Genomic DNA, 26,021 nt, shown 5'->3' with positions numbered 1-26,021 from the left:
TTTTTGACTTTTTTTGGGCGTTGAATAGTACTTTCAGTCACATCAATGATAACTGTTTTATCTTTAAAATTATTATTTAACAGTGATTTTTGCCCATCAAGTTGTTGAAAATCAGGATGTTTTATTAAAGTATTGAGGCTTTTATGTAATCTGTGTATCTTTGTTTTACAAAGTACTAGTTTAGATTAATTCTATCTTCAAATTTTATCATAAAATGAGCAATTGCTGTATTTCAATTTTGAATGGGCATTGTTCATTTTTTTTGTTATATTTTCAATTGCTAAATAAAATATTTTAAAAACTGCCATATCATTAGGAAAAACTTTTTTATTTCTGATAACTTTTCGTAATTGACTATTTACAGATTCAATAGCATTTGTTGTATAAATAACTCTTTTGATTTCTGTAGGATAACTAATAAAAACCATTAAATTATCTCAATTTTTATATCAAGATTTAGCAATTTGAGGATATTGTTTATTTCACTTATTTTCAAAGGATTCTAAAGCCTGCATTGCTTGTTCTTCACTACATGCAGTATAAATTGGTTTTAAATCTGCAACTAGAGATTTTCTATGCTTATATGAGACATATTTCAAACTATTTCTAATTTGATGAACTATGCATAATTGATGTTCTGTTTTAAGATAAACTGATTGTATTGCTTCTGACATGCCTGTTAAATTATCACTGCAGGCAATAAGAATATCATTTAAGCCACGATTTTTCATTTCTGTTAAATTTGCTAATCAAAATTTAGCACCTTCATTTTCACTAATTCATAAACCTAAAACATCTTTTTTACCTTCTAAATCAACTCCTAAAGCTATATAAACTGATTTATTAATAATCCTTTTATCTTGTCGTACTTTCACTACTATGCAATCAAAATAAACAATCGGATAGACACTTTCTAATGGTCGATTTTGCCATGCTTTTACATCATCAATAACATCATCAGTAATTTGACTAATAACACTTTCACTAATATCAGCACCATGATATAACTCTTGTAATTGCATTCTAATATCTGATAATGTCATACCTTTTGCATATAAAGAAAGAACTTGTTGATCAAAACCATCAAATCTTCTTTGTCTTTTTGCAACTATTATAGGATTAAAATTACTATTGCGATCTCGTGCTACATCAATCTCAATTTTACCTTGTTGGGTTATTAATTTTTTTGAACTTATACCATTACGAGCATTGTCACTATTACTATAGACATATTCCGTAATTAAATTTTTTAAAAGTCAATTAATAATTTTAAAATTTATTTTATAATTTTGTTATTAACAATAAATTTAGAAAAGTGTTGATAAAAATGATTTTTGAAAATTTAAAAAAATTAAAAAATGAAGAATTTTATAGATATTTTGGTATAAAACGTTTTCATTTTAATGAAATGTTAGAAAAATTAATTGAAATAGAAAAATTAGAAAAAAAATAAAGGTCGAAAAAATAAACTTTCAGTAGAAGAAAGATTAATGATGACTTTATTATACTGAAAAGAATATTATACTTTTTTTCAAATGAGTATTAAATCTAAAATGAGCCCATCAAGTTGTTTTCGAAATATTACTTGAGTAGAAAATAAACTTAGTAACCACAAAGATTACCAATTTTTAAAAGAAAGATATAAATTAAAAATTGATAAAAAACAAGAAAATTCAAATGAATTTCAATTTTATTTAATTGATTCAACTGAGATTGAAATTGAAAGACCAACTAAAAAAAACTACAGTTAGAATATTTTTCTGGTAAAAGTTGAATGTATTCTATAAAATTTCAAATTGTATATGATTTTTTTAATAAAAAAATTGTTGATATTTTTGCTGATAATGGTAAAGTGCATGATTTTCAAATATTAAAAAATTCAAATCTTGAATTTTCAGAAAAAACAATAATTATTGGTGATTTAGGATATCAAGGTATACAAAATATTTATAAAAATACAATAATACCAATTAAAAGAACTAAAAATAAAAAATTAACTAAACAAGAAAGAAAATACAATAAGATTGTATCTAAAATTAGAATTAAAGTTGAACATGTCTTTGCTTGATTGAAAAGATTCAAAATTTTAGTAAATAAATGTAGAAAATCTAAATTTAGACTTATGTACTTAAGATTTAACTTACTTTGTGAAATTTTTAATAAAATAAAACCATTAAAATAAAAAAAATATTAAAAATATTTTTTTAAAATTTAAATTTTTATCGAGTTAATATAAAAATATTATTAACAATTTTTTGTTTAAAATGTAAACTCATTTTTTAAACTATTTTTTCAAAAAATATTTATTTCTATATTCAATAACACTAAATAGTTTTAAAACAATTTTATTGACAATTAATTAAATTTAATTACGGAATATGTCCAAAGTTAACGATAGTCAAATAACTAATCTTGTTAATAGAAAATTTAAGAATAGGATTAAAAATGAAGTTATTGTTAGTGATTTAACTTATGTACAAGTTAATGGTAGGTGAAACTATATTTGCTTATTAATAGACTTATTTAACCGCGAAATTATCGGACATAGTGTTGGAGTTAAAAAAGATGCATCATTAGTACATCAAGCATTTATGCAATCAAATCGCTGTTTAAAAGATATTCAAATATTTCATAGTGATCGCGGTAATGAATTTAACAATAAAATTATTGCTAAACTTTTACTAGCATTCAACATTAACCGTTCTTTAAGTAAAAAAGGTTGTCCTTATGATAATGCTGTTGCTGAAGCAACTTTTAAAACTTTTAAAACCGAATTTATTAATGATAAAAATTTTACATCATTAATCCAATTAAAATTAGAATTATTTGATTACATCAATTGATATAACAATATAAGAATTCACAGCACTTTAAACTACTTAACTCCAGTTAAATATCAACAACAAATGTTTACCAAAAAATAGTCCTAAAAAGTGTTGCCATTCCAGTTGCCATTCCACATATGTGGATTTGCTCTATATGTAAGTGTTGTCGTAGTCGTTGTTGTACATGCAGTAACAAACATTAGAAAATTTTAAAATTTTCTAATGTTTTATTTTAATTTATCATTTATTTACGATACAATAATAAAGTTACTGGTGTGGTCTTTTAAGGGTCGGCATCAGTAACAATTTTTTTATTTTTACTGTCAATATCAAATGAAAATTTCCCAAAATAATTTCTCAAAAAAAGTAAAAAATTTTCGAAAGTTAAACTGTTAAATAAACATAAATTCAAAAATTCCAAATAACCTCTAAAACTTTAGTTCCTTGTTTTCATATAGGAACTTTTTTATTTACAAACCAATTTTTAATGAATATAATAAATATGAATTAAAAATAGTTTTAGAAACCTAATTGTTTTATTTTTAAACAATTAGGTTTCTAATTTTGAAAGGATTTTTAATATATGGATAAACAATTACAAGAAATTCAAAATCAAATTTCTAAGTTAAGTAATGAATTTAGAAGTTTGGAGAAAAAGCTAGATAATGAAAAAAGAAAAGAAAAAGAAATAAATAAAAAAATATCTTGTTTAACAAATCAAGATATTAACAATAAAAATGAATTAAAAATAAGAAATGAAATAAGAAAATATGAAAATGAACATAGAATTATTTCTCAAAAAGTAAATTATTTTGAAATTAAATTTAATTCAATAAAAGAAGAATTAAAAAAAAATCAAATTTAAAAATGGAAATTTATAACAAAAATTTAGAAAAGTTAAAAATAAAAAAGTTTGATGAAGTTGAAATTAATAGCTTTGAAAATAAAAATTATAAGGGTTTTAAAATAAACTCACTAAAATTATAAAAAAGATATTGCAATTGCAATATCTTTATATATTTAAAATGAATTTTAAGGCACCAAATTTGCTCATATTCAAACGATTTAAAAATTTATATGGTTTTATAGTATTCAAAAAATAAACAGCCCTTTTTACGGCTGTTTTAAATTGAATTATTATTAATTATAAGTTATATAAATAACTTCAGTTTTGGGAAATTATTACTCGATAACTAATAGGAAATTTTTACTAAATAATGACACATTTTTTTATTTTTACTTGATATTTATCATAATTATGATAAAGTTAAATTATAAAAATTGAATAACTAAGTAGGTACGACCCTTGAAAATTTAGACCTATCTATAAAGATATATTTTTGTCTTTCTTTTACGTAAAGAAGTTTGAAAATAAACGAGTTGTAACCTATGTTGTGAATAAATTTGTCAAGAAAAGATAATAAAATAATCATAGAAAAAGATATAATTTGAAAATCATATAATATATTTACAAGTTTTTTTGAGCAAAGCGGTATTGATGGACATATAACCTTTAAAAGGTTAACTACTAAAATGGTTAATAATATTGATGATTTAAAAATATTTTTTGAAATAATAGCACAACTTATAGAAAAAGAAAAAATTGATAAAAAAGGAATTATTAAGATACTATGAACTAAAAATAATATATTAGAACAAATGAAAACGACAAAAGAATTCAACAACATATTTAGTTTAATTTCAAAAATAAGAAATGCAATAAAAGGAAAAACTAAAAAATCAAATGATGAAACAACTAATTTAATAAGTAATATTTTTTGAAATAATGAGATTTTGGACATATTCCATAATTAAATTTAATTATGGAATATGTCCAATATAGAATGGAGCTGAGAAAATGAGTAAATTTTTTCATAGTAAACAAACATCTCCTGAGGATAAGAAAAATCCTAGTTTTACTTTTAAAGGAACTTTCAATAAATTAGGTGGCAAAATGTTTGGAAAAATGCAAAACTTATCAAGAGCCATTGTTTTACCAATAGCTACATTACCAATAGCTGGCTTATTGTTAGGAATTGGTGGTGGAGTTGCTAGTGCTTTAAAGCAATTACCTAATCATGATAGTCTTGTTGCAATTATTAATATTTTTTCAATTATGCAATCAGCCGGAAACGTTGTTTTTGCTAATTTAGGATTGATTTTTGCTATTTCTATTGCTTTTGGTTTTGCAAAAGATAGTAAAGGTGTAGCTGCTCTTTCTGGATTTATTACTTTTATTGTTATGACTTCAGTTATTAGTGGCATGTTTTTTTGAAATTCTAAAACAGGAATGTTAGGGTTTGATCCATGAGGTTTAGGTGAAGGTGCAAAGATTACTCCAGAAAGTGGTAAATCTTCCGGTTTATTTTCTTCTGTCTTAGGATTATTTCCTACGTTTGATACTTCAGTTTTAGGTGGCATTCTTGTTGGTTGATTAGTATCAATTGTTCATAATCATTCATACAATATTCGTATGCCAAGAGTATTAGCTTTTTTTGGTGGTGAACGTTTTGTGCCAATTTTAGCTGTTTTTGTTGGAATAGCAATGGGATTAGCTTTTTTCTTTATTTGACCAATGTTATTAATTGCTTTTAGAGAAATTGGTAATGGCTTAGCAGCTGGTATGAATACAGGTCAACTTACTGATGGACAGTTAACTGGTGATAATTTTCATCCGACAGTTGGTGGAGCATTTATTGCAATGTTTTTTGGAATTACTGAACGTTTATTAATACCAACAGGATTGCATCACGTTCAATATGCACCTTTTTGATATACTGGAATTGGTGGAAATTGAATTAATGAATCTGGTGATCATTTTGTTGGAGCGTACAATATTTTCTTTGGACAATTTGCTTCTAATGCAATAGGACACATGAATCAAACACCAGGAACAATGTTTATGAGTGGGCGATTTGCATATATGCAATATGGCTATCCATTTGCAGCGCTTGCTATGTGAATGTTAGCACGATCAGAAAATAAAAAAATGGTTGGTGGTATTTTAGGATCTGCTGCTCTAACTTCTTTCTTAACAGGGGTTACAGAACCATTGTTGTTTTCATTCTTATTTGTAGCACCATTATGTTTTGTTTTCCATGCATTTATGGCGGGAATTAGTTTTATGATGGCGTATTTATTAAATATAGTTGTTGGTCAAGGTTTTGCTGCTGGATTTATTGACTTTTCTTTCTTTGGAATATTACCAAGTATTCTTGGTAAAGAAACAGGATTCTATTGAGTATTTGTTACTGGATTAATTATGGCACCTGCTTATTTCTTTGGGTTCTATTACATTATTAAGTGAAGAAATTACAAAACTTTAGGTCGTGAAGAAGGAGAATTAGCAACCAACTTAGCTTTACAAAGTGTTGAAAGTTCTTTAGATAAGTCTTCAAAAAAAGGTAGAACAAAAGTAGAAAATTTATTACTTGGACTTGGTGGACCATTAAATATCATTGATGTTAAGGCTAAAGATAAAGTATTAGTTGCAACTTTAAAAGATGCAAATATTTATTCAAAAGCTTTATTAAGATTAAGTGGAACTAAAAATATTAAAGTAATTGCCAATAAAGTTGAAATTACTTATCTTGATGGTGCAGAGTCTATTCATAAAACTTTACAAGCAGAAATGACAAAGAAGCAAACATTAACACCTGATACTAATAAAGATAAAAATAATGATATGTTAGAAAATATCTTTAAAGGTCTTGGTGGACGAAGTAATGTTAAATTATTAGACAATTGTGCTACAAGATTGCGTGTTACAGTTTTTGATGAAACTAAAGTTGATGATAATATTTTAAAATCAACTGGTGCAGTTGGTATCTTTAAAAGAGGTACAGCAATTCAGGTAATTTATGGCCCACAAGTAGGTAATATTAAAAATGATTTATTAAAAACTTGAACTCCAAAATAAACTATTACTAAAATATAAAAATGAGCAACTGAACATGCCACTTGCCACCAACCACCCAATATATTACTGAAGTAGTTGCTGAAAATGTTACCTTTTTAGATTATCGCAAACAAGAAAATAAATTAAATAATGCTAATATTGAAAATTCAGCATTAACAACTGATAAGAAAATTGATTTAGATAGTGCTTTTAAAAATGTTAATTACACTTTAAATAATTCAGGAATTGAAAATTTATATGAAAATAACGATTTGGATTTTAATGAAGAAGTTATTGTTTGAGATAATTAATTATGTTAAATAATTATAAATTAAAGGAGAACCAATAAAATGAAAAAAATTACTAACTACAATCACTCTTAGTGCATTAGTAGGTATAAGTGCAAGTAATTTAAAACCAGTATTTACAAATAATGTTGTAAATCATGGTCTTAAATCAAATAAATTAAATAAAGACATTAGTATCAAAAATCAAAATGATAAAAATATTAAAATTGAACCTTTATCAATTAAAAACTTTTTAAATTAAAAGAATAATCTAATAATTTTAAAAAAAATAAATGCAAAAATTCCAAATAACCCATAAAACTTTAGTTCCAAATTTTTATTTGCGAACTTTTTTTATTTTTTAAAAAAAGATTGTTTAATTTATAAAATTTGTTAAAAAATAAGCACAAACTATATATTTTACTTTTAAAAGTAAAATTTTAAGATAGGAAAAGTGAAAAAATGCCACGAAAAAATAAAAAATCAAAACAATCTCAATCAAATCTTTCTGAACAAGCTTCAACTTCAAAGGTAGAAGCACAAACATCTACAGAAAAAGCATCAACAATTGAATTTATTGAAAAAGAAATTACATTAGATGAAAATTATTCTAAAAATATAAAAAAAATGTTAGAACAGTTAAAAGAAGAAAAGTATATTCATCCAGCAAGAACTTTTGATTTTGGTGGCCTTATTGCTAAACCATTTAATGAGAAAAAAGGTTACAAAAGTGAAACTGTTTTTGATAAATTAGATGAATTAGACAAAAAAATAGCTGATTGAATTAAAGAAAAAGCAAAAACTCAACTATCAATTCTAAGTTTAAGTTTAAATAATAATCAAAACGAAAAGATAAAATTATTAATTAATTTAGAAAATTTTTATGTTCAAGGTTTTATAAATGAAAATAAGTATTTTCATTTTGACGATGAACTTATAGAAAAAGTTAAAGAAAAAAATAAAAAAGAAATTGACAAACTAAAAAGTTTAATAAAAAATTTAAACTCTCATGAGAGTTTAATTAAAAAAGAAATCGAATCATTTACTAAAGAACAATTCAAAAATTTAGAATGAAATATTAAAAAGGATCTTACAAAGTTAAAAACATTAGAAAAATGACAAGAAGATTTAAAAATAGCAAAAAAAGATGAAAAAAAATTGAAGAACAAGCTAAAAAAATGGGAGCAATTCCCAAGGGAAGTAAAATAGTTTCAAGTCAAAGTACAAATGAAAGCGAAGAATTAGAAAAAAAATTAAGTTCATTAAAAATTGAAGAGAATATAAGAAATATTGAACAATTAGTTACAGATGAAATTGGAAATCAAAAAAAAATAGATAATCTTAAAGAAGATTTAAAAATAGCAGGAAAAAGTAATAATAAAAAAGAAATTGACAAACTAAAAACAGAAATATTAAAACTAAAATCAAAATCAGTGAAATTAGTTTCTATTAATAAATTAAATCATGATAATGACAAAAAATATTTAATTAATAAAATTAAAAATTTAGAAGGCAAAAGTTTAAAAGAAGAAGAAAAAGTACTAAAAACGTTGAATAATAAAATAGTAGAAGAATATGGTTGTCAAAAATATAATTTAGGTTATACAGGAGCATATTCTGAAAGTGGATTAAATGTTTCAAAAAATGATAATTTAGATAAAGAAAAAAATAAATTTATTAAAATTTCAAAAAAAACTTTAGAAGAATCAATTAAAAATTTAGCAAATTATAATGAAAATAATAAAGAAGACATTAAACATGACTTAACTAGATTAATTTTTATAACAAGTGAATCAATGAGATTTCAATGTGATGAAAAAACTTTAAAGCTATTTGCAACAATTAAAAATAAAGAAGAGTTAGAAAAAATTATCAATGAAAGTAAAAATATTTTAGAAGATGTTCAAAATGTTTTAATTAATGAAAAAAATGAATTAAACTGAAATGATTATGAAAAACAAATAATAGGTTGTTGAAAACACTATTCAGAAAAAATTAATAAGTTTAGAATAGAAATTCTAGAACAATTAATAAATTTAAAAAATATTAACGACTTTTTTTCTAATTCAAAAGGAGAATTTAAAAAAATTATGAGTGATCATATAAGCAGAATGGGACTTTATGATAATGATGTTCTAATTAATGAATTAAAACCAAAAATTTTGAATATTATTAACAAGGGTGAAAATAAATATAAAAGTTTAGAAGATAAGATTTTATATTTATTTAACTATAATTTAATTTTTTATAATGAATTTTTTAAAAACATTAGAGATGAATATCAAAAAAAATTTATTGGTGATTTTCCTCTTTCTAAGAAAAATAAATCATATGAATTAAATCAATTGGATAAGCAAATTTCAAATATTTTCTTAGCAGAAGAAATGTTTTGAACAAATTTATTTGAAGAAAATAATTCATGTTTTTATTCAGCAATTGTTTTTAACAATTTTGATTTAGTTAAAATTTTAGTAAAAATAAATAAAGAAACAATTTTTAATAAAAACAAAGATAAAATAACAAATTATTTAAATTTATCAATTTTGATTAATGAAGAAAATAGTATTAAATTAGTAGAATTATTACTTGAAAATGATGCTGATATTAATGCACAAGATACAAATGGATGTGCACTTTTACATTTAGCAACACTAAATAATAATTCAAAAGTAGTAGAATTATTACTTGATAAAGGTGCTGAAATTAATATTCCAGATAAAGAAGACAATACTTCTTTACATTGAGCAACACAAGGTGAAAATTTAGAAATAGTAGAATTATTACTTGATAATGGTGCTGAAATTGAAGTTAAAAATAAATTTGGTGAAACTCCTTTACATTTTGCAGCAGAACAGAATAATACAAAAATTGTTAAATTATTAATTGATAAAGCAAAAGAAAAATATGACAATGATATTGATAAAATTAAAAACTTTATTAATGAAAAAAATAAAATTGGTGAAAGTCCTTTACATTGAGCAACACAAGGTGGAAATCGAGAAATAGCTGAATTATTGATTAAAAATGGTGCTGAAATTAATATTCCAGATAAAGAAGACAATACTTCTTTACATTGAGCAACACAAGGTGAAAATTTAGAAATAGTAGAATTATTACTTGATAATGGTGCTGAAATTGAAGTTAAAAATAAATTTGGTGAAACTCCTTTACATTTTGCAGCAGAACAGAATAATACAAAAATTGTTAAATTATTAATTGATAAAGCAAAAGAAAAATATGACAATGATATTGATAAAATTAAAAACTTTATTAATGAAGGAAGTTACACTAATTATACTTCTTTACATTGAGCAACACAAGGTGAAAATTTAGAAATAGTAGAATTATTACTTGATAATGGTGCTGAAATTGAAGTTAAAAATAAATTTGGTGAAACTCCTTTACACACGGCATTAAAAAATAAAAATTGAGAAATAGCTAAATTATTGATTAAAAATGGTGCTGAAATTAATGAAAATAATAATTTAGGTTATACTCCATTAGATTATGCTATTGAATTATTTAAAGATAATGAAACAAACAAAATAAATTTTGAAACTTTTGAAAATTATTTTAGAGAACAAACTTCTTACTTAGAATTATTAAATTTTTTTGAAAAAAAATAACAAAACAAGATTTCAATGATAATGAAATGAAATTACCAATAAAAAATAATAAAAAAATGTTATTAATTCAAATTCAACAACAGGATTAAAATTAAATAATAGTAGTTTATGTCAATCATATAAAAGATTTAAAAAACTAATAACAAATAATAACTTGAAAAAAACTAATATAGACTTTGAACAAATTAAAGAAATGACCGAAAATCAAAAACAAGCATATGAAGAACAAGAAAGAAAAATCAATGAAGCAATTGGCAAAATTGAAAAAAAATATAAACCACAACAACAAAAATTAATAAATGAGTATGATTACTATACTGGATGTTTTATAATTAATAGACAATTAAAAACAACTAAAGAATTTAGTGTAAATAATATTAGTTTTGATGAGTGAATAATAAAAAAGAATGAACCAGATCAAGATGATACAAGTAATTATTCTAAAACATTTTCTGGTTTAAAAAGTTTGTTTCAAAAACAACAAACAAAAGAAGTAACTGAAGAACAAGCTAAAAAAATGGGAGCAATTCCGAAAGGAAGTAAAATAGTTTCAAGTCAAAATGAAAGCCAAGAATTTGAAAAAAAATTAAGTTCATTAAAAGTTGAAAAAGTAACTGAAGAAGAACAGATTTTACAACCTTCAACAAGTGGATGTAAAGATTTTCAAGAAACTCAAAAGAAAAAAGATGATGATTCTGATAAAGATGGTGCAAGTGGTTTTCAATCTTCACAAAATGTTTCTACACAAAGTACAACATCTATTGTTTCTACTTCAAATTCAAATAAAGGTGGAGTTAAAGGTTCTAGTGGTAAATATCATCCTAAAAAACAAAGTGATAAAGTTGAAAGTGAACAAGATTTACTTGAACAAAAATATCAAGAAACCTTAAAAAACTTAGAAGAATTAGAAATTGCTAAACAAAGCGAATTACAAAAATTACAAGCAATTCAATCTCAAAGTTGAACACAAGTAAAAAAAGAAATTAATGAAAATCAAAAATCAAATAATGTTGAAAATAAAAAAATTCCAGATTGATCTGAATTAGATTCTCTATTACCAAATGTTCCAACTCATAAATTAGAAACAAAAAATAAACAAAAGCAAAGTTTTAAAAATCAAAAAAGAATAATGACAAATTTATAAAGTTTAGGAGAAAATATGGAAAATTATGAAATTGAAAAAAGATTATTAAAAATAAAAGAATCTTTAGAAGTTAATTATTTAGAAAAATATTATCAAAATACTATAAAAACAAAACAAACTATTTTAGATTTAGAAAAATTAAATGATTTAAAAAAAGATTATCAAGCAATTAACTGAGAAATTATAATTTCAAAAGAAAGTGATTATAAATTAAAAGAAACTGAATTAAATAAATTAAAAAACTTTTATTTAAAAAATAAAAATCAAGAAATAAAAAAATATAATTTTTCAAGTTTAATTACAGATTTTAAAATAAATTGAAATGATTATTCAAAATTAACAGTTGATCAGCAACAACTTTTATTTTATAAAAAAATTGCAAAATATAAAGCTTATTTATAATTTGTTTCAAATGACAAACAAATTATAAAAAATGAATTTTCAACTTGTTTTAAATATTTTAAAAATATAAATGAAATAATTTCAAAAGAAAAAGCTAAATATCAAAATCAAGAATTGAAAAATTGTGATGAATTAATGAATTTGATAATGTTGAAAAAAAATAATTTATTAAATTCAGATGATGAAATTAAAAAGTTAAGAAATTTTTTAGTTAAAACTAATTTTAAAAAATTTTATGATAAATATGGACATTAATCTGAAATTAATTGAATAAAAAAACCAATTGAATTTTTAAAAGAAGATTGAGAAATAGAAAAAATCAAAGATTATTTTATTTATGTTGGATCACAAAATTTTAATAAAAAAGAAAATTTTTATTATGAAATTATTACAAATAAAAGTTTAATAAAAGAACAATTAAGTTTAGAATTTATCAATATTTTTGGTGATAAATTTAAAAATGACGAAAATTATTTTGATTTTTTAAAGATAACAACTAATCAAATTTTTGAAAAATGTGAAATGTTAATAAATGATAAAATTGATAATAGTCAAATAAATACTGAAATTTTAGACTATTTATTAAAAAATGAGTTATATTTACTAAATTTAAATTTTCCGTTGTTTTTTTAATATTATTTTTAATTTCTATTTCTTCTTTAGTTTTACCAAAATTTCTTTTGTTTACAAATGGTATTTTACGAATTCATAAATGAAATTTTTGTTTCATTCATGAATGAAATTTTTTAGTTGAATTTTCAAATATTGATGAAATTCCTTTAAATATCAAACCACTAAAAGCTAAAGAAATGGCAATTATAATTTTTGTTTCAAGTAATAATGCTGTTGCTGTTACAGGTATAAGTGCAGGAATAACAAAAGTGCAAATAGGAGCTACAACCAAAAGAAGCAAAGTAATCCCAAAAATAATTCCTCATATTTTTCAATCAGTTTTAGTTGGTTTTAGTTTGCACTCATGTTGTAGTTTTAAAAAATCTTTAATTTGTACAAAATGAGAATTATTAGTATTATGGTTTGAAGATTCTTCTATTAATATAATATCTTTACTATATTCGTTGATATTTTGATATTGTTTGGTTTGTTTAAAGACTTTTATATTACCCTTTATGAGTTGTTGAAAATGAATAACTTCTTCATTAATTGAGTTGTCAATATTTTTAATAGTTGTAATAAAATAAAGTTCATTTTTAGGAAAAGGTTCTTTGATTTCGTTATCAGGAAGACTGTCAGTAAGAAAAATAATCAATCAAGATAGAAAAGAACAGTATATTACTGAACTTGTTTCTGAGAATGTTACTTTTTTAGATTATCGCAAACAAGATAATAATAGTTTAAATAATACTAATGCTGATAATTCACTAATAGAAAATTATAAGAACCTGTTTGGAATCTTTTATAAAATAACGTAAAATGACTATATATTTTAAGATAAGGGGTATATATGCATAAAAATTATCCAAGTCATGTTACTAAAGAACAATTTGAGAACATAAGATCAATTTTAGAAAATAGCAAAAAGAAAACAAAACCAATAAATTTAGATTTATATGAAGTATTTTGTGCAGTTTTATATGTATTAAAAAGTGGATGTCAATGAAGAATGTTACCAAAAAATAGTCCTAAAAAAGGTTGCCATTCCACTTTAAAGTTAAAAAATCGTAATCATGGTTAAAATCCTATTTGTTAAATATTTTTATTTGGTGCAGTTAATTTTGATGTAAAGCATATTAAAAATTATTAATTGAAGAAATATTGTAAAATTAACTTAGAAAAATTTAATTATTTAAAAGAAATTTAGGGGGTAAAAGATATGAAGAAATTACTAAGTATGATAGGAGTTATGACTTTAATTGGATCAGCAAGTACTAGCGTTGTTGCATGTGGTGGTGAAAATCCAACTCCTCCCACTCCAGATACAAGAACTGATATTGAAAAGAAAATCACCAGTCCAATTGCTTTAGGACAATTAGATGAAAATACAAAATCAGATTTCTTAGCAAAATTACAAACAGCATTAGCACGAATTACAGAATTGAATACTATAACACCTAGTGATTATGATGTTTATAAAGCAGGAACTACAACTGCTATACAAAATTCTGATATTATTGCAGGTAATTCTTTAAATATTAAAATTGTTGCTAAAGGAAATAAATTTGAAGGTAATAAAGACAATATTGTAGTTAACTATACTCAAAATGATACCAGAACTGATTTAACGACAATAATTACAACTACAAATTTAGATATTATTTATGTTGGACAATTAGAAAAACCAAATAAAAGTCAAATTTTAGATAGTATTAAAGTTAAAAATCAATCAGCAAGTACATTAAATGAAAGTGATTTTGATTTTGAAGGTAATATAACTTCTACAAGCGCTAAAATAATTGGTAATAATGATTACCGAGGTGAAGTTTCTTTAAATTTTACTATTAGCATGTTTAAAAGTGTTAATACTAATGGTATAAAAACCAATTTTAGAATTTCAAATATTTTAAAAATTAACAATCTAATTTATGTTTCAACAAATGACGATAATGGTACTGTTTATAAATCAAATGGAACAGATAATTTTACGGAAATGACAGGAACAAGTCGTAGAATTTGAAGTTTAGCAACTGATAAAGATGGTAATATTTATGCAGGAAGTAGCAATGGAACAGTTTATAAATCAAATGGAACAGATAATTTTACGGAAATGACAGGAACAAGTACTGTAATTTTAAGTTTAGCAACTGATAAAGATGGTAATATTTATGCAGGAAATTATGATGGCACTGTTTATAAATCAAATGGAACAGATAATTTTACGGAAATGACAGGAACAAGTGGTGCAATTTGAAGTTTAGCAACTGATAAAGATGGTAATATTTATGCAGGAAGTAGCAATGGAACAGTTTATAAATCAAATGGAACAGATAATTTTACGGAAATGACAGGAACAAGTGGTGTAATTCAAAGTTTAGCAACTGATAAAGATGGTAATATTTATGCAGGAAGTAGCAATGGAACAGTTTATAAATCAAATGGAACAGATAATTTTACGGAAATGACAGGAACAAGTGGTGTAATTCAAAGTTTAGCAACTGATAAAGATGGTAATATTTATGCAGGAAGTAGCAATGGAACAGTTTATAAATCAAATGGAACAGATAATTTTACGGAAATGACAGGAACAAGTGGTGTAATTCAAAGTTTAGCAACTGATAAAGATGGTAATATTTATGCAGGAGGAACAAGTAAAAGTAAACCATCACTTTATATAAGTGAAAAATTACAGTAAAAAAATATATGGAGTTGGAAAAACAACACTTTGTAAAAATATAGGGTAATGTTAATTAGAGGCTTTTATGTAATCTGAACTAGTAACTTTATAAACTTGAAATTGTAGAAGCGGATGTTGGTCTTTCATCACTAGTGAAATGAAAAGTACCTGTAGAATACATCGAATTTATAGTACTTACACTAGAAGTGGATGTTGGTCTTTCATTTTGAGGCTTTTATGTAATCTGTGTATCTTTGTTTTACAAAAGACATATTCCGTAATTAAATTTTTTAAAAGTCAATTAATAATTTTAAAATTTATTTTATAATTTTGTTATTAACAATAAATTTAGAAAAGTGTTGATAAAAATGATTTTTGAAAATTTAAAAAAATTAAAAAATGAAGAATTTTATAGATATTTTGGTATAAAACGTTTTCATTTTAATGAAATGTTAGAAAAATTAATTGAAATAGAAAAATTAGAAAAAAATAAAGGTCGAAAAAATAAACTTTCAGTAGAAGAAAGATTAATGATGACTTTATTATACTGAAAAGAATATTATACTTTTTTTCAAATGAGTATTAAATCTAAAATGAGCCCATCAAGTTGTTTTCGAAATATTACTTGAGTAGAAAATAAACTTAAGACATATTCCGTAATTAAATTTTTTAAAAGTCAATTAATAATTTTAAAATTTATTTTATAATTTTGTTATTAACAATAAATTTAGAAAAGTGTTGATAAAAATGATTTTTGAAAATTTAAAAAAATTAAAAAATGAAGAATTTTATAGATATTTTGGTATAAAACGTTTTCATTTTAATGAAATGTTAGAAAAATTAATTGAAATAGAAAAATTAGAAAAAAATAAAGGTCGAAAAAATAAACTTTCAGTAGAAGAAAGATTAATGATGACTTTATTATACTGAAAAGAATATTATACTTTTTTTCAAATGAGTATTAAATCTAAAATGAGCCCATCAAGTTGTTTTCGAAATATTACTTGAGTAGAAAATAAACTTAGTAACCACAAAGATTACCAATTTTTAAAAGAAAGATATAAATTAAAAATTGATAAAAAACAAGAAAATTCAAATGAATTTCAATTTTATTTAATTGATTCAACTGAGATTGAAATTGAAAGACCAACTAAAAAAAACTACAGTTAGAATATTTTTCTGGTAAAAGTTGAATGTATTCTATAAAATTTCAAATTGTATATGATTTTTTTAATAAAAAAATTGTTGATATTTTTGCTGATAATGGTAAAGTGCATGATTTTCAAATATTAAAAAATTCAAATCTTGAATTTTCAGAAAAAACAATAATTATTGGTGATTTAGGATATCAAGGTATACAAAATATTTATAAAAATACAATAATACCAATTAAAAGAACTAAAAATAAAAAATTAACTAAACAAGAAAGAAAATACAATAAGATTGTATCTAAAATTAGAATTAAAGTTGAACATGTCTTTGCTTGATTGAAAAGATTCAAAATTTTAGTAAATAAATGTAGAAAATCTAAATTTAGACTTATGTACTTAAGATTTAACTTACTTTGTGAAATTTTTAATAAAATAAAACCATTAAAATAAAAAAAATATTAAAAATATTTTTTTAAAATTTAAATTTTTATCGAGTTAATATAAAAATATTATTAACAATTTTTTGTTTAAAATGTAAACTCATTTTTTAAACTATTTTTTCAAAAAATATTTATTTCTATATTCAATAACACTAAATAGTTTTAAAACAATTTTATTGACAATTAATTAAATTTAATTACGGAATATGTCCTTAGTAACCACAAAGATTACCAATTTTTAAAAGAAAGATATAAATTAAAAATTGATAAAAAACAAGAAAATTCAAATGAATTTCAATTTTATTTAATTGATTCAACTGAGATTGAAATTGAAAGACCAACTAAAAAAAACTACAGTTAGAATATTTTTCTGGTAAAAGTTGAATGTATTCTATAAAATTTCAAATTGTATATGATTTTTTTAATAAAAAAATTGTTGATATTTTTGCTGATAATGGTAAAGTGCATGATTTTCAAATATTAAAAAATTCAAATCTTGAATTTTCAGAAAAAACAATAATTATTGGTGATTTAGGATATCAAGGTATACAAAATATTTATAAAAATACAATAATACCAATTAAAAGAACTAAAAATAAAAAATTAACTAAACAAGAAAGAAAATACAATAAGATTGTATCTAAAATTAGAATTAAAGTTGAACATGTCTTTGCTTGATTGAAAAGATTCAAAATTTTAGTAAATAAATGTAGAAAATCTAAATTTAGACTTATGTACTTAAGATTTAACTTACTTTGTGAAATTTTTAATAAAATAAAACCATTAAAATAAAAAAAATATTAAAAATATTTTTTTAAAATTTAAATTTTTATCGAGTTAATATAAAAATATTATTAACAATTTTTTGTTTAAAATGTAAACTCATTTTTTAAACTATTTTTTCAAAAAATATTTATTTCTATATTCAATAACACTAAATAGTTTTAAAACAATTTTATTGACAATTAATTAAATTTAATTACGGAATATGTCCAAAGTACTAGTTTAGATTAATTCTGTCTTCAAATTTTATCATAAAATGAGCAATTGCTGTATTTCAATTTTGAATGGGCATTGTTCATTTTTTTGTTATATTTTCAATTGCTAAATAAAATATTTTAAAAACTGCCATATCATTAGGAAAAACTTTTTTATTTCTGATAACTTTTCGTAATTGACTATTTACAGATTCAATAGCATTTGTTGTATAAATCACTCTTTTGATTTCTGTAGGATAACTAATAAAAACCATTAAATTATCTCAATTTTTATATCAAGATTTAGCAATTTGAGGATATTGTTTATTTCACTTATTTTCAAAGGATTCTAAAGCCTGCATTGCTTGTTCTTCACTACATGCAGTATAAATTGGTTTTAAATCTGCAACTAGAGATTTTCTATGCTTATATGAGACATATTTCAAACTATTTCTAATTTGATGAACTATGCATAATTGATGTTCTGTTTTAAGATAAACTGATTGTATTGCTTCTGACATGCCTGTTAAATTATCACTGCAGGCAATAAGAATATCATTTAAGCCACGATTTTTCATTTCTGTTAAATTTGCTAATCAAAATTTAGCACCTTCATTTTCACTAATTCATAAACCTAAAACATCTTTTTTACCTTCTAAATCAACTCCTAAAGCTATATAAACTGATTTATTAATAATCCTTTTATCTTGTCGTACTTTCACTACTATGGAATCAAAATAAACAATCGGATAGACACTTTCTAATGGTCGATTTTGCCATGCTTTTACATCATCAATAACATCATCAGTAATTTGACTAATAACACTTTCACTAATATCAGCACCATGATATAACTCTTGTAATTGCATTCTAATATCTGATAATGTAGGATATCAAGGTATACAAAATATTTATAAAAATACAATAATACCAATTAAAAGAACTAAAAATAAAAAATTAACTAAACAAGAAAGAAAATACAATAAGATTGTATCTAAAATTAGAATTAAAGTTGAACATGTCTTTGCTTGATTGAAAAGATTCAAAATTTTAGTAAATAAATGTAGAAAATCTAAATTTAGACTTATGTACTTAAGATTTAACTTACTTTGTGAAATTTTTAATAAAATAAAACCATTAAAATAAAAAAAATATTAAAAATATTTTTTTAAAATTTAAATTTTTATCGAGTTAATATAAAAATATTATTAACAATTTTTTGTTTAAAATGTAAACTCATTTTTTAAACTATTTTTTCAAAAAATATTTATTTCTATATTCAATAACACTAAATAGTTTTAAAACAATTTTATTGACAATTAATTAAATTTAATTACGGAATATGTCCTTAGTAACCACAAAGATTACCAATTTTTAAAAGAAAGATATAAATTAAAAATTGATAAAAAACAAGAAAATTCAAATGAATTTCAATTTTATTTAATTGATTCAACTGAGATTGAAATTGAAAGACCAACTAAAAAAAACTACAGTTAGAATATTTTTCTGGTAAAAGTTGAATGTATTCTATAAAATTTCAAATTGTATATGATTTTTTTAATAAAAAAATTGTTGATATTTTTGCTGATAATGGTAAAGTGCATGATTTTCAAATATTAAAAAATTCAAATCTTGAATTTTCAGAAAAAACAATAATTATTGGTGATTTAGGATATCAAGGTATACAAAATATTTATAAAAATACAATAATACCAATTAAAAGAACTAAAAATAAAAAATTAACTAAACAAGAAAGAAAATACAATAAGATTGTATCTAAAATTAGAATTAAAGTTGAACATGTCTTTGCTTGATTGAAAAGATTCAAAATTTTAGTAAATAAATGTAGAAAATCTAAATTTAGACTTATGTACTTAAGATTTAACTTACTTTGTGAAATTTTTAATAAAATAAAACCATTAAAATAAAAAAAATATTAAAAATATTTTTTTAAAATTTAAATTTTTATCGAGTTAATATAAAAATATTATTAACAATTTTTTGTTTAAAATGTAAACTCATTTTTTAAACTATTTTTTCAAAAAATATTTATTTCTATATTCAATAACACTAAATAGTTTTAAAACAATTTTATTGACAATTAATTAAATTTAATTACGGAATATGTCCAAAGTACTAGTTTAGATTAATTCTGTCTTCAAATTTTATCATAAAATGAGCAATTGCTGTATTTCAATTTTGAATGGGCATTGTTCATTTTTTTGTTATATTTTCAATTGCTAAATAAAATATTTTAAAAACTGCCATATCATTAGGAAAAACTTTTTTATTTCTGATAACTTTTCGTAATTGACTATTTACAGATTCAATAGCATTTGTTGTATAAATAACTCTTTTGATTTCTGTAGGATAACTAATAAAAACCATTAAATTATCTCAATTTTTATATCAAGATTTAGCAATTTGAGGATATTGTTTATTTCACTTATTTTCAAAGGATTCTAAAGCCTGCATTGCTTGTTCTTCACTACATGCAGTATAAATTGGTTTTAAATCTGCAACTAGAGATTTTCTATGCTTATATGAGACATATTTCAAACTATTTCTAATTTGATGAACTATGCATAATTGATGTTCTGTTTTAAGATAAACTGATTGTATTGCTTCTGACATGCCTGTTAAATTATCACTGCAGGCAATAAGAATATCATTTAAGCCACGATTTTTCATTTCTGTTAAATTTGCTAATCAAAATTTAGCACCTTCATTTTCACTAATTGATAAACCTAAAACATCTTTTTTACCTTCTAAATCAACTCCTAAAGCTATATAAACTGATTTATTAATAATCCTTTTATCTTGTCGTACTTTCACTACTATGGAATCAAAATAAACAATCGGATAGACACTTTCTAATGGTCGATTTTGCCATGCTTTTACATCATCAATAACATCATCAGTAATTTGACTAATAACACTTTCACTAATATCAGCACCATGATATAACTCTTGTAATTGCATTCTAATATCTGATAATGTAGGATATCAAGGTATACAAAATATTTATAAAAATACAATAATACCAATTAAAAGAACTAAAAATAAAAAATTAACTAAACAAGAAAGAAAATACAATAAGATTGTATCTAAAATTAGAATTAAAGTTGAACATGTCTTTGCTTGATTGAAAAGATTCAAAATTTTAGTAAATAAATGTAGAAAATCTAAATTTAGACTTATGTACTTAAGATTTAACTTACTTTGTGAAATTTTTAATAAAATAAAACCATTAAAATAAAAAAAATATTAAAAATATTTTTTTAAAATTTAAATTTTTATCGAGTTAATATAAAAATATTATTAACAATTTTTTGTTTAAAATGTAAACTCATTTTTTAAACTATTTTTTCAAAAAATATTTATTTCTATATTCAATAACACTAAATAGTTTTAAAACAATTTTATTGACAATTAATTAAATTTAATTACGGAATATGTCCTTAGTAACCACAAAGATTACCAATTTTTAAAAGAAAGATATAAATTAAAAATTGATAAAAAACAAGAAAATTCAAATGAATTTCAATTTTATTTAATTGATTCAACTGAGATTGAAATTGAAAGACCAACTAAAAAAAACTACAGTTAGAATATTTTTCTGGTAAAAGTTGAATGTATTCTATAAAATTTCAAATTGTATATGATTTTTTTAATAAAAAAATTGTTGATATTTTTGCTGATAATGGTAAAGTGCATGATTTTCAAATATTAAAAAATTCAAATCTTGAATTTTCAGAAAAAACAATAATTATTGGTGATTTAGGATATCAAGGTATACAAAATATTTATAAAAATACAATAATACCAATTAAAAGAACTAAAAATAAAAAATTAACTAAACAAGAAAGAAAATACAATAAGATTGTATCTAAAATTAGAATTAAAGTTGAACATGTCTTTGCTTGATTGAAAAGATTCAAAATTTTAGTAAATAAATGTAGAAAATCTAAATTTAGACTTATGTACTTAAGATTTAACTTACTTTGTGAAATTTTTAATAAAATAAAACCATTAAAATAAAAAAAATATTAAAAATATTTTTTTAAAATTTAAATTTTTATCGAGTTAATATAAAAATATTATTAACAATTTTTTGTTTAAAATGTAAACTCATTTTTTAAACTATTTTTTCAAAAAATATTTATTTCTATATTCAATAACACTAAATAGTTTTAAAACAATTTTATTGACAATTAATTAAATTTAATTACGGAATATGTCCAAAGTACTAGTTTAGATTAATTCTGTCTTCAAATTTTATCATAAAATGAGCAATTGCTGTATTTCAATTTTGAATGGGCATTGTTCATTTTTTTGTTATATTTTCAATTGCTAAATAAAATATTTTAAAAACTGCCATATCATTAGGAAAAACTTTTTTATTTCTGATAACTTTTCGTAATTGACTATTTACAGATTCAATAGCATTTGTTGTATAAATCACTCTTTTGATTTCTGTAGGATAACTAATAAAAACCATTAAATTATCTCAATTTTTATATCAAGATTTAGCAATTTGAGGATATTGTTTATTTCACTTATTTTCAAAGGATTCTAAAGCCTGCATTGCTTGTTCTTCACTACATGCAGTATAAATTGGTTTTAAATCTGCAACTAGAGATTTTCTATGCTTATATGAGACATATTTCAAACTATTTCTAATTTGATGAACTATGCATAATTGATGTTCTGTTTTAAGATAAACTGATTGTATTGCTTCTGACATGCCTGTTAAATTATCACTGCAGGCAATAAGAATATCATTTAAGCCACGATTTTTCATTTCTGTTAAATTTGCTAATCAAAATTTAGCACCTTCATTTTCACTAATTCATAAACCTAAAACATCTTTTTTACCTTCTAAATCAACTCCTAAAGCTATATAAACTGATTTATTAATAATCCTTTTATCTTGTCGTACTTTCACTACTATGGAATCAAAATAAACAATCGGATAGACACTTTCTAATGGTCGATTTTGCCATGCTTTTACATCATCAATAACATCATCAGTAATTTGACTAATAACACTTTCACTAATATCAGCACCATGATATAACTCTTGTAATTGCATTCTAATATCTGATAATGTAGGATATCAAGGTATACAAAATATTTATAAAAATACAATAATACCAATTAAAAGAACTAAAAATAAAAAATTAACTAAACAAGAAAGAAAATACAATAAGATTGTATCTAAAATTAGAATTAAAGTTGAACATGTCTTTGCTTGATTGAAAAGATTCAAAATTTTAGTAAATAAATGTAGAAAATCTAAATTTAGACTTATGTACTTAAGATTTAACTTACTTTGTGAAATTTTTAATAAAATAAAACCATTAAAATAAAAAAAATATTAAAAATATTTTTTTAAAATTTAAATTTTTATCGAGTTAATATAAAAATATTATTAACAATTTTTTGTTTAAAATGTAAACTCATTTTTTAAACTATTTTTTCAAAAAATATTTATTTCTATATTCAATAACACTAAATAGTTTTAAAACAATTTTATTGACAATTAATTAAATTTAATTACGGAATATGTCCTATGTTGATTCTTTTCATATCCCAAATAATTTTGCATCTCAGAATTCAACATTTTTTCTACTAATCTTTTTGTTAATTCTTTATACAATCCTCCCTCTTTAAAAACTGTTGTTAAATCTTCAGTATTTTCTAATAATAAATCTACTGCTTTTGATATTGGATCATTATTATTAATATTTTGCTTTTTAGCCATCTGTAACTCACTCTTTCTAGTCATTTAATTATATTTACTAGAATTAATTAAACATAGTTATTTTTGTAAGTTACACAGATTACTAAACATTACCCAAATTTCATGATTTACATTATGACAGATTCAAGCACTAACACCACAACAAATACAAATATTCAGTCATGCAGACATTGCTTTTTTTACATCTGACCAAATTTCATGATTTACACCAACTCAGATTACACAATTTACAACTGAACAAATTCAATCTTTTACAGAAAAACAAATTCAATCATTTAGTCCAAAACAAATTCAATCATTCACAAACGAACAAATACCAAAATTTGAACTAGAACAAATAGAAAAATTTACAACTGAACAAATAGAAAAATTTACAACTGCACAAATTCAAGTTTTTACAACCGAACAAATTCAAGCATTTACTCCTGACCAAATTTCATGATTTAATCAAGAACAAATTTTAAATTTTACAGAAAAACAAATTCAATCTTTTACAGCAGAACAACGAAAAATTTTTGAGGGAAAAATAGATAAGTATTTTAATAGCACAACAGTTGATTCAACAACAGTAAAACAAGTTGAAGAATTTAATTCAAAACCAATGCAATTATTATCAAAATCAGAAATTCAATCATTGTCATTAGACCAAATTCTGTTATTAACTCCAATACAAAAAGCAGAACTGTCAGAAGAACAAATTTCATGATTTAATCAAGAACAATTGTCAACATTTAAATTAGAGTCAGAGCAAATTGAAAACAATAAATTAGTTTCAATGTCTTTTTGAATTTTACCTATTTTTTCTCTTTGTTTAGTTGGAGGTTTAATAGGTTTTATTTTTAAAAAAATTAGAACTAATTTTAAATCGAATAATAACTTAGAAAGAAATAATGCAAATAAATCACAAGAATTAATAAATATAAATAATGAAGAAGAAATATTAATTATGGATAATATTGAATTACAATCTGTATGTGATGAAAATGTAGAAAATCTAAATAATGAAGTTGATAAGTGAAAACAAATAAACGCAATAGATTTATCAGATTATCACTCAAAATTAGCAAGTGCAAATATTTCTGGATACTCCATATAATCGAAAAAATATTTAAACAATACTATATTATTAAAATAAACAATAATTTTCAATAATTATTAGACTTCTTGCAAAACCTATCTATTAAAAATTTAATTTTTAAAATAAAATTAAAAATAAAAAAGATAGGTAATCTATGATGTTTGATAAATTAAAAACTATTAACAATCCAGAATTATTAAGATTAACTGGTATAAATGATATTATTTTTAATAAAATTCTAGAAATTTTAAAGACAGAAGAAGTAAAAAAGTTTAAAAATGGTGGTACACCTAATAAATTATCATTAGAAAATCGTTTATTAATGACTTTAGAATATTGAAGAGAGTATCGAACTTATTTTCATATTGCTAAAAGTTATGGAATTAGTGAAAGTAGTTGCTATAGGAATATCAAGTGAATAGAAAATACTTTAATAAAACATCCTGATTTTCAACAACTTGATGGGCAAAAATCACTGTTAAATAATAATTTTAAAGATAAAACAGTTATCATTGATGTGACTGAAAGTACTATTCAACGCCCAAAAAAAGTCAAAAACAATATTATTCAGGAAAAAAGAAAAAACATACAATAAAAACTCAAGTCATAATTGAAAAAGATAGTAAAAAAATTATAAGTTCTTATTTTTCTTATGGTAAAAATCATGATTTTAAAATTTTAAAAAATTCAAAAACGAAATTTTTATCAGAAACAACTATTTTAGTAGATTTAGGATATCAAGGTATACAAAACATACATAAAAATGTCTTATTACCTAAACGAAAATCAAAGAAAAACCCTTTAACTAAAGAAGAAAAGAAAAATAATAAGGCTATTTCAAAAATGAGAGTTGTTATTGAACATGTTTTTGCGATTCTTAAAAAATTTAAAATTATTAGTGAAAAATATCGAAATAGAAGAAAAAAATTTGCATTAAGATTTAATTTAATAGCTTCAATTTATAATTTACAATTATTAATTTAAATATATTTGATAATTTAATATTTTATTTTTTTATTTGAAATAATAATTTTTGTTGTATTTTAATGACAAAAAATAAAACATATTTTGGACATATTCCGTAATTAAATTTAATTAATTGTCAATAAAATTGTTTTAAAACTATTTAGTGTTATT

The 26,021-nt window shown here is 22.1% G+C and carries 25 protein-coding genes and 8 pseudogenes; 27 read left to right on the top strand and 6 right to left on the bottom strand.

Annotated elements, in window-relative coordinates; all coding sequences use genetic code 4:
• Positions 1-3: 3 nt before the first annotated feature.
• Complete coding sequence (locus AACL24_RS12790; protein ID WP_339047162.1) at positions 4-189, top strand: hypothetical protein; 186 nt, start codon at positions 4-6, stop codon at positions 187-189.
• On the opposite strand, the pseudogene AACL24_RS12785 reads toward AACL24_RS12790, so the two are convergent.
• Positions 176-1,223 (bottom strand): annotated as a pseudogene (locus tag AACL24_RS12785) (IS256 family transposase); the annotation flags it as partial. The gene AACL24_RS12790 and the pseudogene AACL24_RS12785 sit on opposite strands and share 14 nt — an antisense overlap.
• A gap of 104 nt (positions 1,224-1,327) precedes the next feature.
• Here AACL24_RS12785 and AACL24_RS12780 point away from each other — a divergent pair.
• The 12 genes and pseudogenes from AACL24_RS12780 (at position 1,328) to AACL24_RS12725 (ending at position 12,182) form a co-directional block, all read left to right on the top strand.
• Positions 1,328-1,453 carry a hypothetical protein gene (locus tag AACL24_RS12780; RefSeq protein ID WP_339047160.1) on the top strand — a complete coding sequence of 42 codons (126 nt, stop codon included), beginning with the start codon at positions 1,328-1,330 and terminating at the stop codon, positions 1,451-1,453.
• Positions 1,454-1,490: 37 nt separating this feature from the next.
• Complete coding sequence (locus tag AACL24_RS12775; RefSeq protein ID WP_339047158.1) at positions 1,491-1,751, top strand: hypothetical protein; 261 nt, start codon at positions 1,491-1,493, stop codon at positions 1,749-1,751.
• 23 nt (positions 1,752-1,774) lie between these two features.
• Positions 1,775-2,182 carry a transposase family protein gene (locus AACL24_RS12770; protein WP_339045908.1) on the top strand — a complete coding sequence of 136 codons (408 nt, stop codon included), beginning with the start codon at positions 1,775-1,777 and terminating at the stop codon, positions 2,180-2,182.
• A gap of 268 nt (positions 2,183-2,450) precedes the next feature.
• Positions 2,451-2,924, top strand: a pseudogene (locus AACL24_RS12765) (IS3 family transposase); the annotation flags it as partial.
• A 484-nt stretch (positions 2,925-3,408) separates the two neighbouring features.
• A complete protein-coding gene (locus AACL24_RS12760) occupies positions 3,409-3,690 on the top strand; it encodes a hypothetical protein (protein WP_339047156.1) in 282 nt (93 codons plus the stop codon).
• Between the two features lie 668 nt (positions 3,691-4,358).
• On the top strand, positions 4,359-4,640 hold the full coding sequence (locus AACL24_RS12755) for a hypothetical protein (RefSeq protein WP_339047154.1): 282 nt from the start codon (positions 4,359-4,361) through the stop codon (positions 4,638-4,640).
• Between the two features lie 151 nt (positions 4,641-4,791).
• Positions 4,792-6,744 (top strand): PTS transporter subunit EIIC, encoded by a 1,953-nt coding sequence (locus AACL24_RS12750; protein WP_339047152.1) that lies wholly within the window; start codon positions 4,792-4,794, stop codon positions 6,742-6,744.
• Positions 6,745-6,764: 20 nt separating this feature from the next.
• Complete coding sequence (locus AACL24_RS12745; RefSeq protein WP_339047150.1) at positions 6,765-7,034, top strand: hypothetical protein; 270 nt, start codon at positions 6,765-6,767, stop codon at positions 7,032-7,034.
• A 438-nt stretch (positions 7,035-7,472) separates the two neighbouring features.
• Positions 7,473-8,219 carry a hypothetical protein gene (locus AACL24_RS12740; RefSeq protein ID WP_339047148.1) on the top strand — a complete coding sequence of 249 codons (747 nt, stop codon included), beginning with the start codon at positions 7,473-7,475 and terminating at the stop codon, positions 8,217-8,219.
• Positions 8,126-10,636 carry an ankyrin repeat domain-containing protein gene (locus AACL24_RS12735; protein WP_339047146.1) on the top strand — a complete coding sequence of 837 codons (2,511 nt, stop codon included), beginning with the start codon at positions 8,126-8,128 and terminating at the stop codon, positions 10,634-10,636. The genes AACL24_RS12740 and AACL24_RS12735 overlap by 94 nt, the downstream gene beginning before the upstream one ends.
• 193 nt (positions 10,637-10,829) lie before the next feature.
• Positions 10,830-11,780 carry a hypothetical protein gene (locus tag AACL24_RS12730; RefSeq protein ID WP_339047144.1) on the top strand — a complete coding sequence of 317 codons (951 nt, stop codon included), beginning with the start codon at positions 10,830-10,832 and terminating at the stop codon, positions 11,778-11,780.
• A 15-nt stretch (positions 11,781-11,795) separates the two neighbouring features.
• Positions 11,796-12,182 carry a hypothetical protein gene (locus tag AACL24_RS12725; RefSeq protein WP_339047142.1) on the top strand — a complete coding sequence of 129 codons (387 nt, stop codon included), beginning with the start codon at positions 11,796-11,798 and terminating at the stop codon, positions 12,180-12,182.
• Between the two features lie 496 nt (positions 12,183-12,678).
• On the opposite strand, the gene AACL24_RS12720 is transcribed toward AACL24_RS12725, so the two are convergent.
• Positions 12,679-13,449: a hypothetical protein gene (locus tag AACL24_RS12720; protein ID WP_339047140.1), complete on the bottom strand. Its 771-nt coding sequence runs from the start codon at positions 13,447-13,449 to the stop codon at positions 12,679-12,681.
• 195 nt (positions 13,450-13,644) lie between these two features.
• On the opposite strand from AACL24_RS12720, the pseudogene AACL24_RS12715 reads away from it, so the two are divergent.
• From AACL24_RS12715 to AACL24_RS12690, 6 genes and pseudogenes are all read left to right on the top strand, one after another.
• Positions 13,645-13,827, top strand: a pseudogene (locus tag AACL24_RS12715) (transposase); the annotation flags it as partial.
• 186 nt (positions 13,828-14,013) lie between these two features.
• Positions 14,014-15,489, top strand: coding sequence for a lipoprotein (locus tag AACL24_RS12710; protein ID WP_339047138.1), 1,476 nt, complete (start codon positions 14,014-14,016; stop codon positions 15,487-15,489).
• A 350-nt stretch (positions 15,490-15,839) separates the two neighbouring features.
• Complete coding sequence (locus tag AACL24_RS12705; RefSeq protein ID WP_339046799.1) at positions 15,840-16,178, top strand: transposase family protein; 339 nt, start codon at positions 15,840-15,842, stop codon at positions 16,176-16,178.
• Positions 16,179-16,218: 40 nt separating this feature from the next.
• Positions 16,219-16,641 (top strand): transposase family protein, encoded by a 423-nt coding sequence (locus AACL24_RS12700; protein WP_339045912.1) that lies wholly within the window; start codon positions 16,219-16,221, stop codon positions 16,639-16,641.
• Between the two features lie 23 nt (positions 16,642-16,664).
• Positions 16,665-17,072 (top strand): transposase family protein, encoded by a 408-nt coding sequence (locus AACL24_RS12695; protein WP_339045908.1) that lies wholly within the window; start codon positions 16,665-16,667, stop codon positions 17,070-17,072.
• A gap of 374 nt (positions 17,073-17,446) precedes the next feature.
• On the top strand, positions 17,447-17,854 hold the full coding sequence (locus AACL24_RS12690) for a transposase family protein (RefSeq protein ID WP_339045908.1): 408 nt from the start codon (positions 17,447-17,449) through the stop codon (positions 17,852-17,854).
• A 208-nt stretch (positions 17,855-18,062) separates the two neighbouring features.
• Here AACL24_RS12690 and AACL24_RS12685 read toward each other — a convergent pair.
• Positions 18,063-18,926, bottom strand: a pseudogene (locus tag AACL24_RS12685) (IS256 family transposase); the annotation flags it as partial.
• Here AACL24_RS12685 and AACL24_RS12680 point away from each other — a divergent pair.
• Both AACL24_RS12680 and AACL24_RS12675 read left to right on the top strand, forming a co-directional pair.
• Positions 18,835-19,185, top strand: a complete 351-nt coding sequence (locus AACL24_RS12680; RefSeq protein WP_339049450.1) for a transposase family protein — start codon at positions 18,835-18,837, stop codon at positions 19,183-19,185. The pseudogene AACL24_RS12685 and the gene AACL24_RS12680 overlap by 92 nt on opposite strands.
• 374 nt (positions 19,186-19,559) lie before the next feature.
• On the top strand, positions 19,560-19,967 hold the full coding sequence (locus AACL24_RS12675; protein ID WP_339045908.1) for a transposase family protein: 408 nt from the start codon (positions 19,560-19,562) through the stop codon (positions 19,965-19,967).
• A 208-nt stretch (positions 19,968-20,175) separates the two neighbouring features.
• On the opposite strand, the pseudogene AACL24_RS12670 reads toward AACL24_RS12675, so the two are convergent.
• Positions 20,176-21,039 (bottom strand): annotated as a pseudogene (locus AACL24_RS12670) (IS256 family transposase); the annotation flags it as partial.
• On the opposite strand from AACL24_RS12670, the gene AACL24_RS12665 reads away from it, so the two are divergent.
• Together AACL24_RS12665 and AACL24_RS12660 are read left to right on the top strand one after the other, a co-directional pair.
• The gene (locus AACL24_RS12665) at positions 20,948-21,298 is read left to right on the top strand and encodes a transposase family protein (protein WP_339049450.1); all 351 of its coding nucleotides are present in this window, start codon (positions 20,948-20,950) and stop codon (positions 21,296-21,298) included. The pseudogene AACL24_RS12670 and the gene AACL24_RS12665 overlap by 92 nt on opposite strands.
• A gap of 374 nt (positions 21,299-21,672) precedes the next feature.
• Positions 21,673-22,080: a transposase family protein gene (locus AACL24_RS12660; protein ID WP_339045908.1), complete on the top strand. Its 408-nt coding sequence runs from the start codon at positions 21,673-21,675 to the stop codon at positions 22,078-22,080.
• A 208-nt stretch (positions 22,081-22,288) separates the two neighbouring features.
• Here the strand turns inward: AACL24_RS12660 and AACL24_RS12655 are convergent.
• Positions 22,289-23,152: pseudogene (locus AACL24_RS12655) on the bottom strand (IS256 family transposase); the annotation flags it as partial.
• Here AACL24_RS12655 and AACL24_RS12650 point away from each other — a divergent pair.
• Positions 23,061-23,411: a transposase family protein gene (locus tag AACL24_RS12650; protein WP_339049450.1), complete on the top strand. Its 351-nt coding sequence runs from the start codon at positions 23,061-23,063 to the stop codon at positions 23,409-23,411. The pseudogene AACL24_RS12655 and the gene AACL24_RS12650 sit on opposite strands and share 92 nt — an antisense overlap.
• A gap of 206 nt (positions 23,412-23,617) precedes the next feature.
• On the opposite strand, the pseudogene AACL24_RS12645 reads toward AACL24_RS12650, so the two are convergent.
• A pseudogene (locus AACL24_RS12645) lies at positions 23,618-23,806 on the bottom strand (IS256 family transposase); the annotation flags it as partial.
• Positions 23,807-23,834: 28 nt separating this feature from the next.
• On the opposite strand from AACL24_RS12645, the pseudogene AACL24_RS15630 reads away from it, so the two are divergent.
• The 3 genes and pseudogenes from AACL24_RS15630 to AACL24_RS12635 all read left to right on the top strand — a co-directional run.
• Positions 23,835-24,230 (top strand): annotated as a pseudogene (locus AACL24_RS15630) (hypothetical protein); the annotation flags it as partial.
• Positions 24,231-24,407: 177 nt separating this feature from the next.
• Positions 24,408-24,902 (top strand): hypothetical protein, encoded by a 495-nt coding sequence (locus AACL24_RS12640; protein WP_339047136.1) that lies wholly within the window; start codon positions 24,408-24,410, stop codon positions 24,900-24,902.
• 136 nt (positions 24,903-25,038) lie between these two features.
• Positions 25,039-25,868, top strand: a protein-coding gene (locus tag AACL24_RS12635) for an IS5 family transposase (protein ID WP_339045885.1) whose coding sequence is annotated in 2 segments (ribosomal slippage) — positions 25,039-25,435 and positions 25,435-25,868 — 831 coding nt in all. Because the reading frame shifts where the segments join, the coding sequence is not laid out codon by codon here.
• Positions 25,869-26,021 lie beyond the last annotated feature (153 nt).

This window comes from Spiroplasma endosymbiont of Colias croceus (assembly GCF_964020095.1).
GTDB lineage: Bacteria > Bacillota_I > Bacilli_A > Mycoplasmatales > VBWQ01 > Spiroplasma_E.
This window is presented reverse-complemented; position numbering and strand designations above follow the sequence as displayed.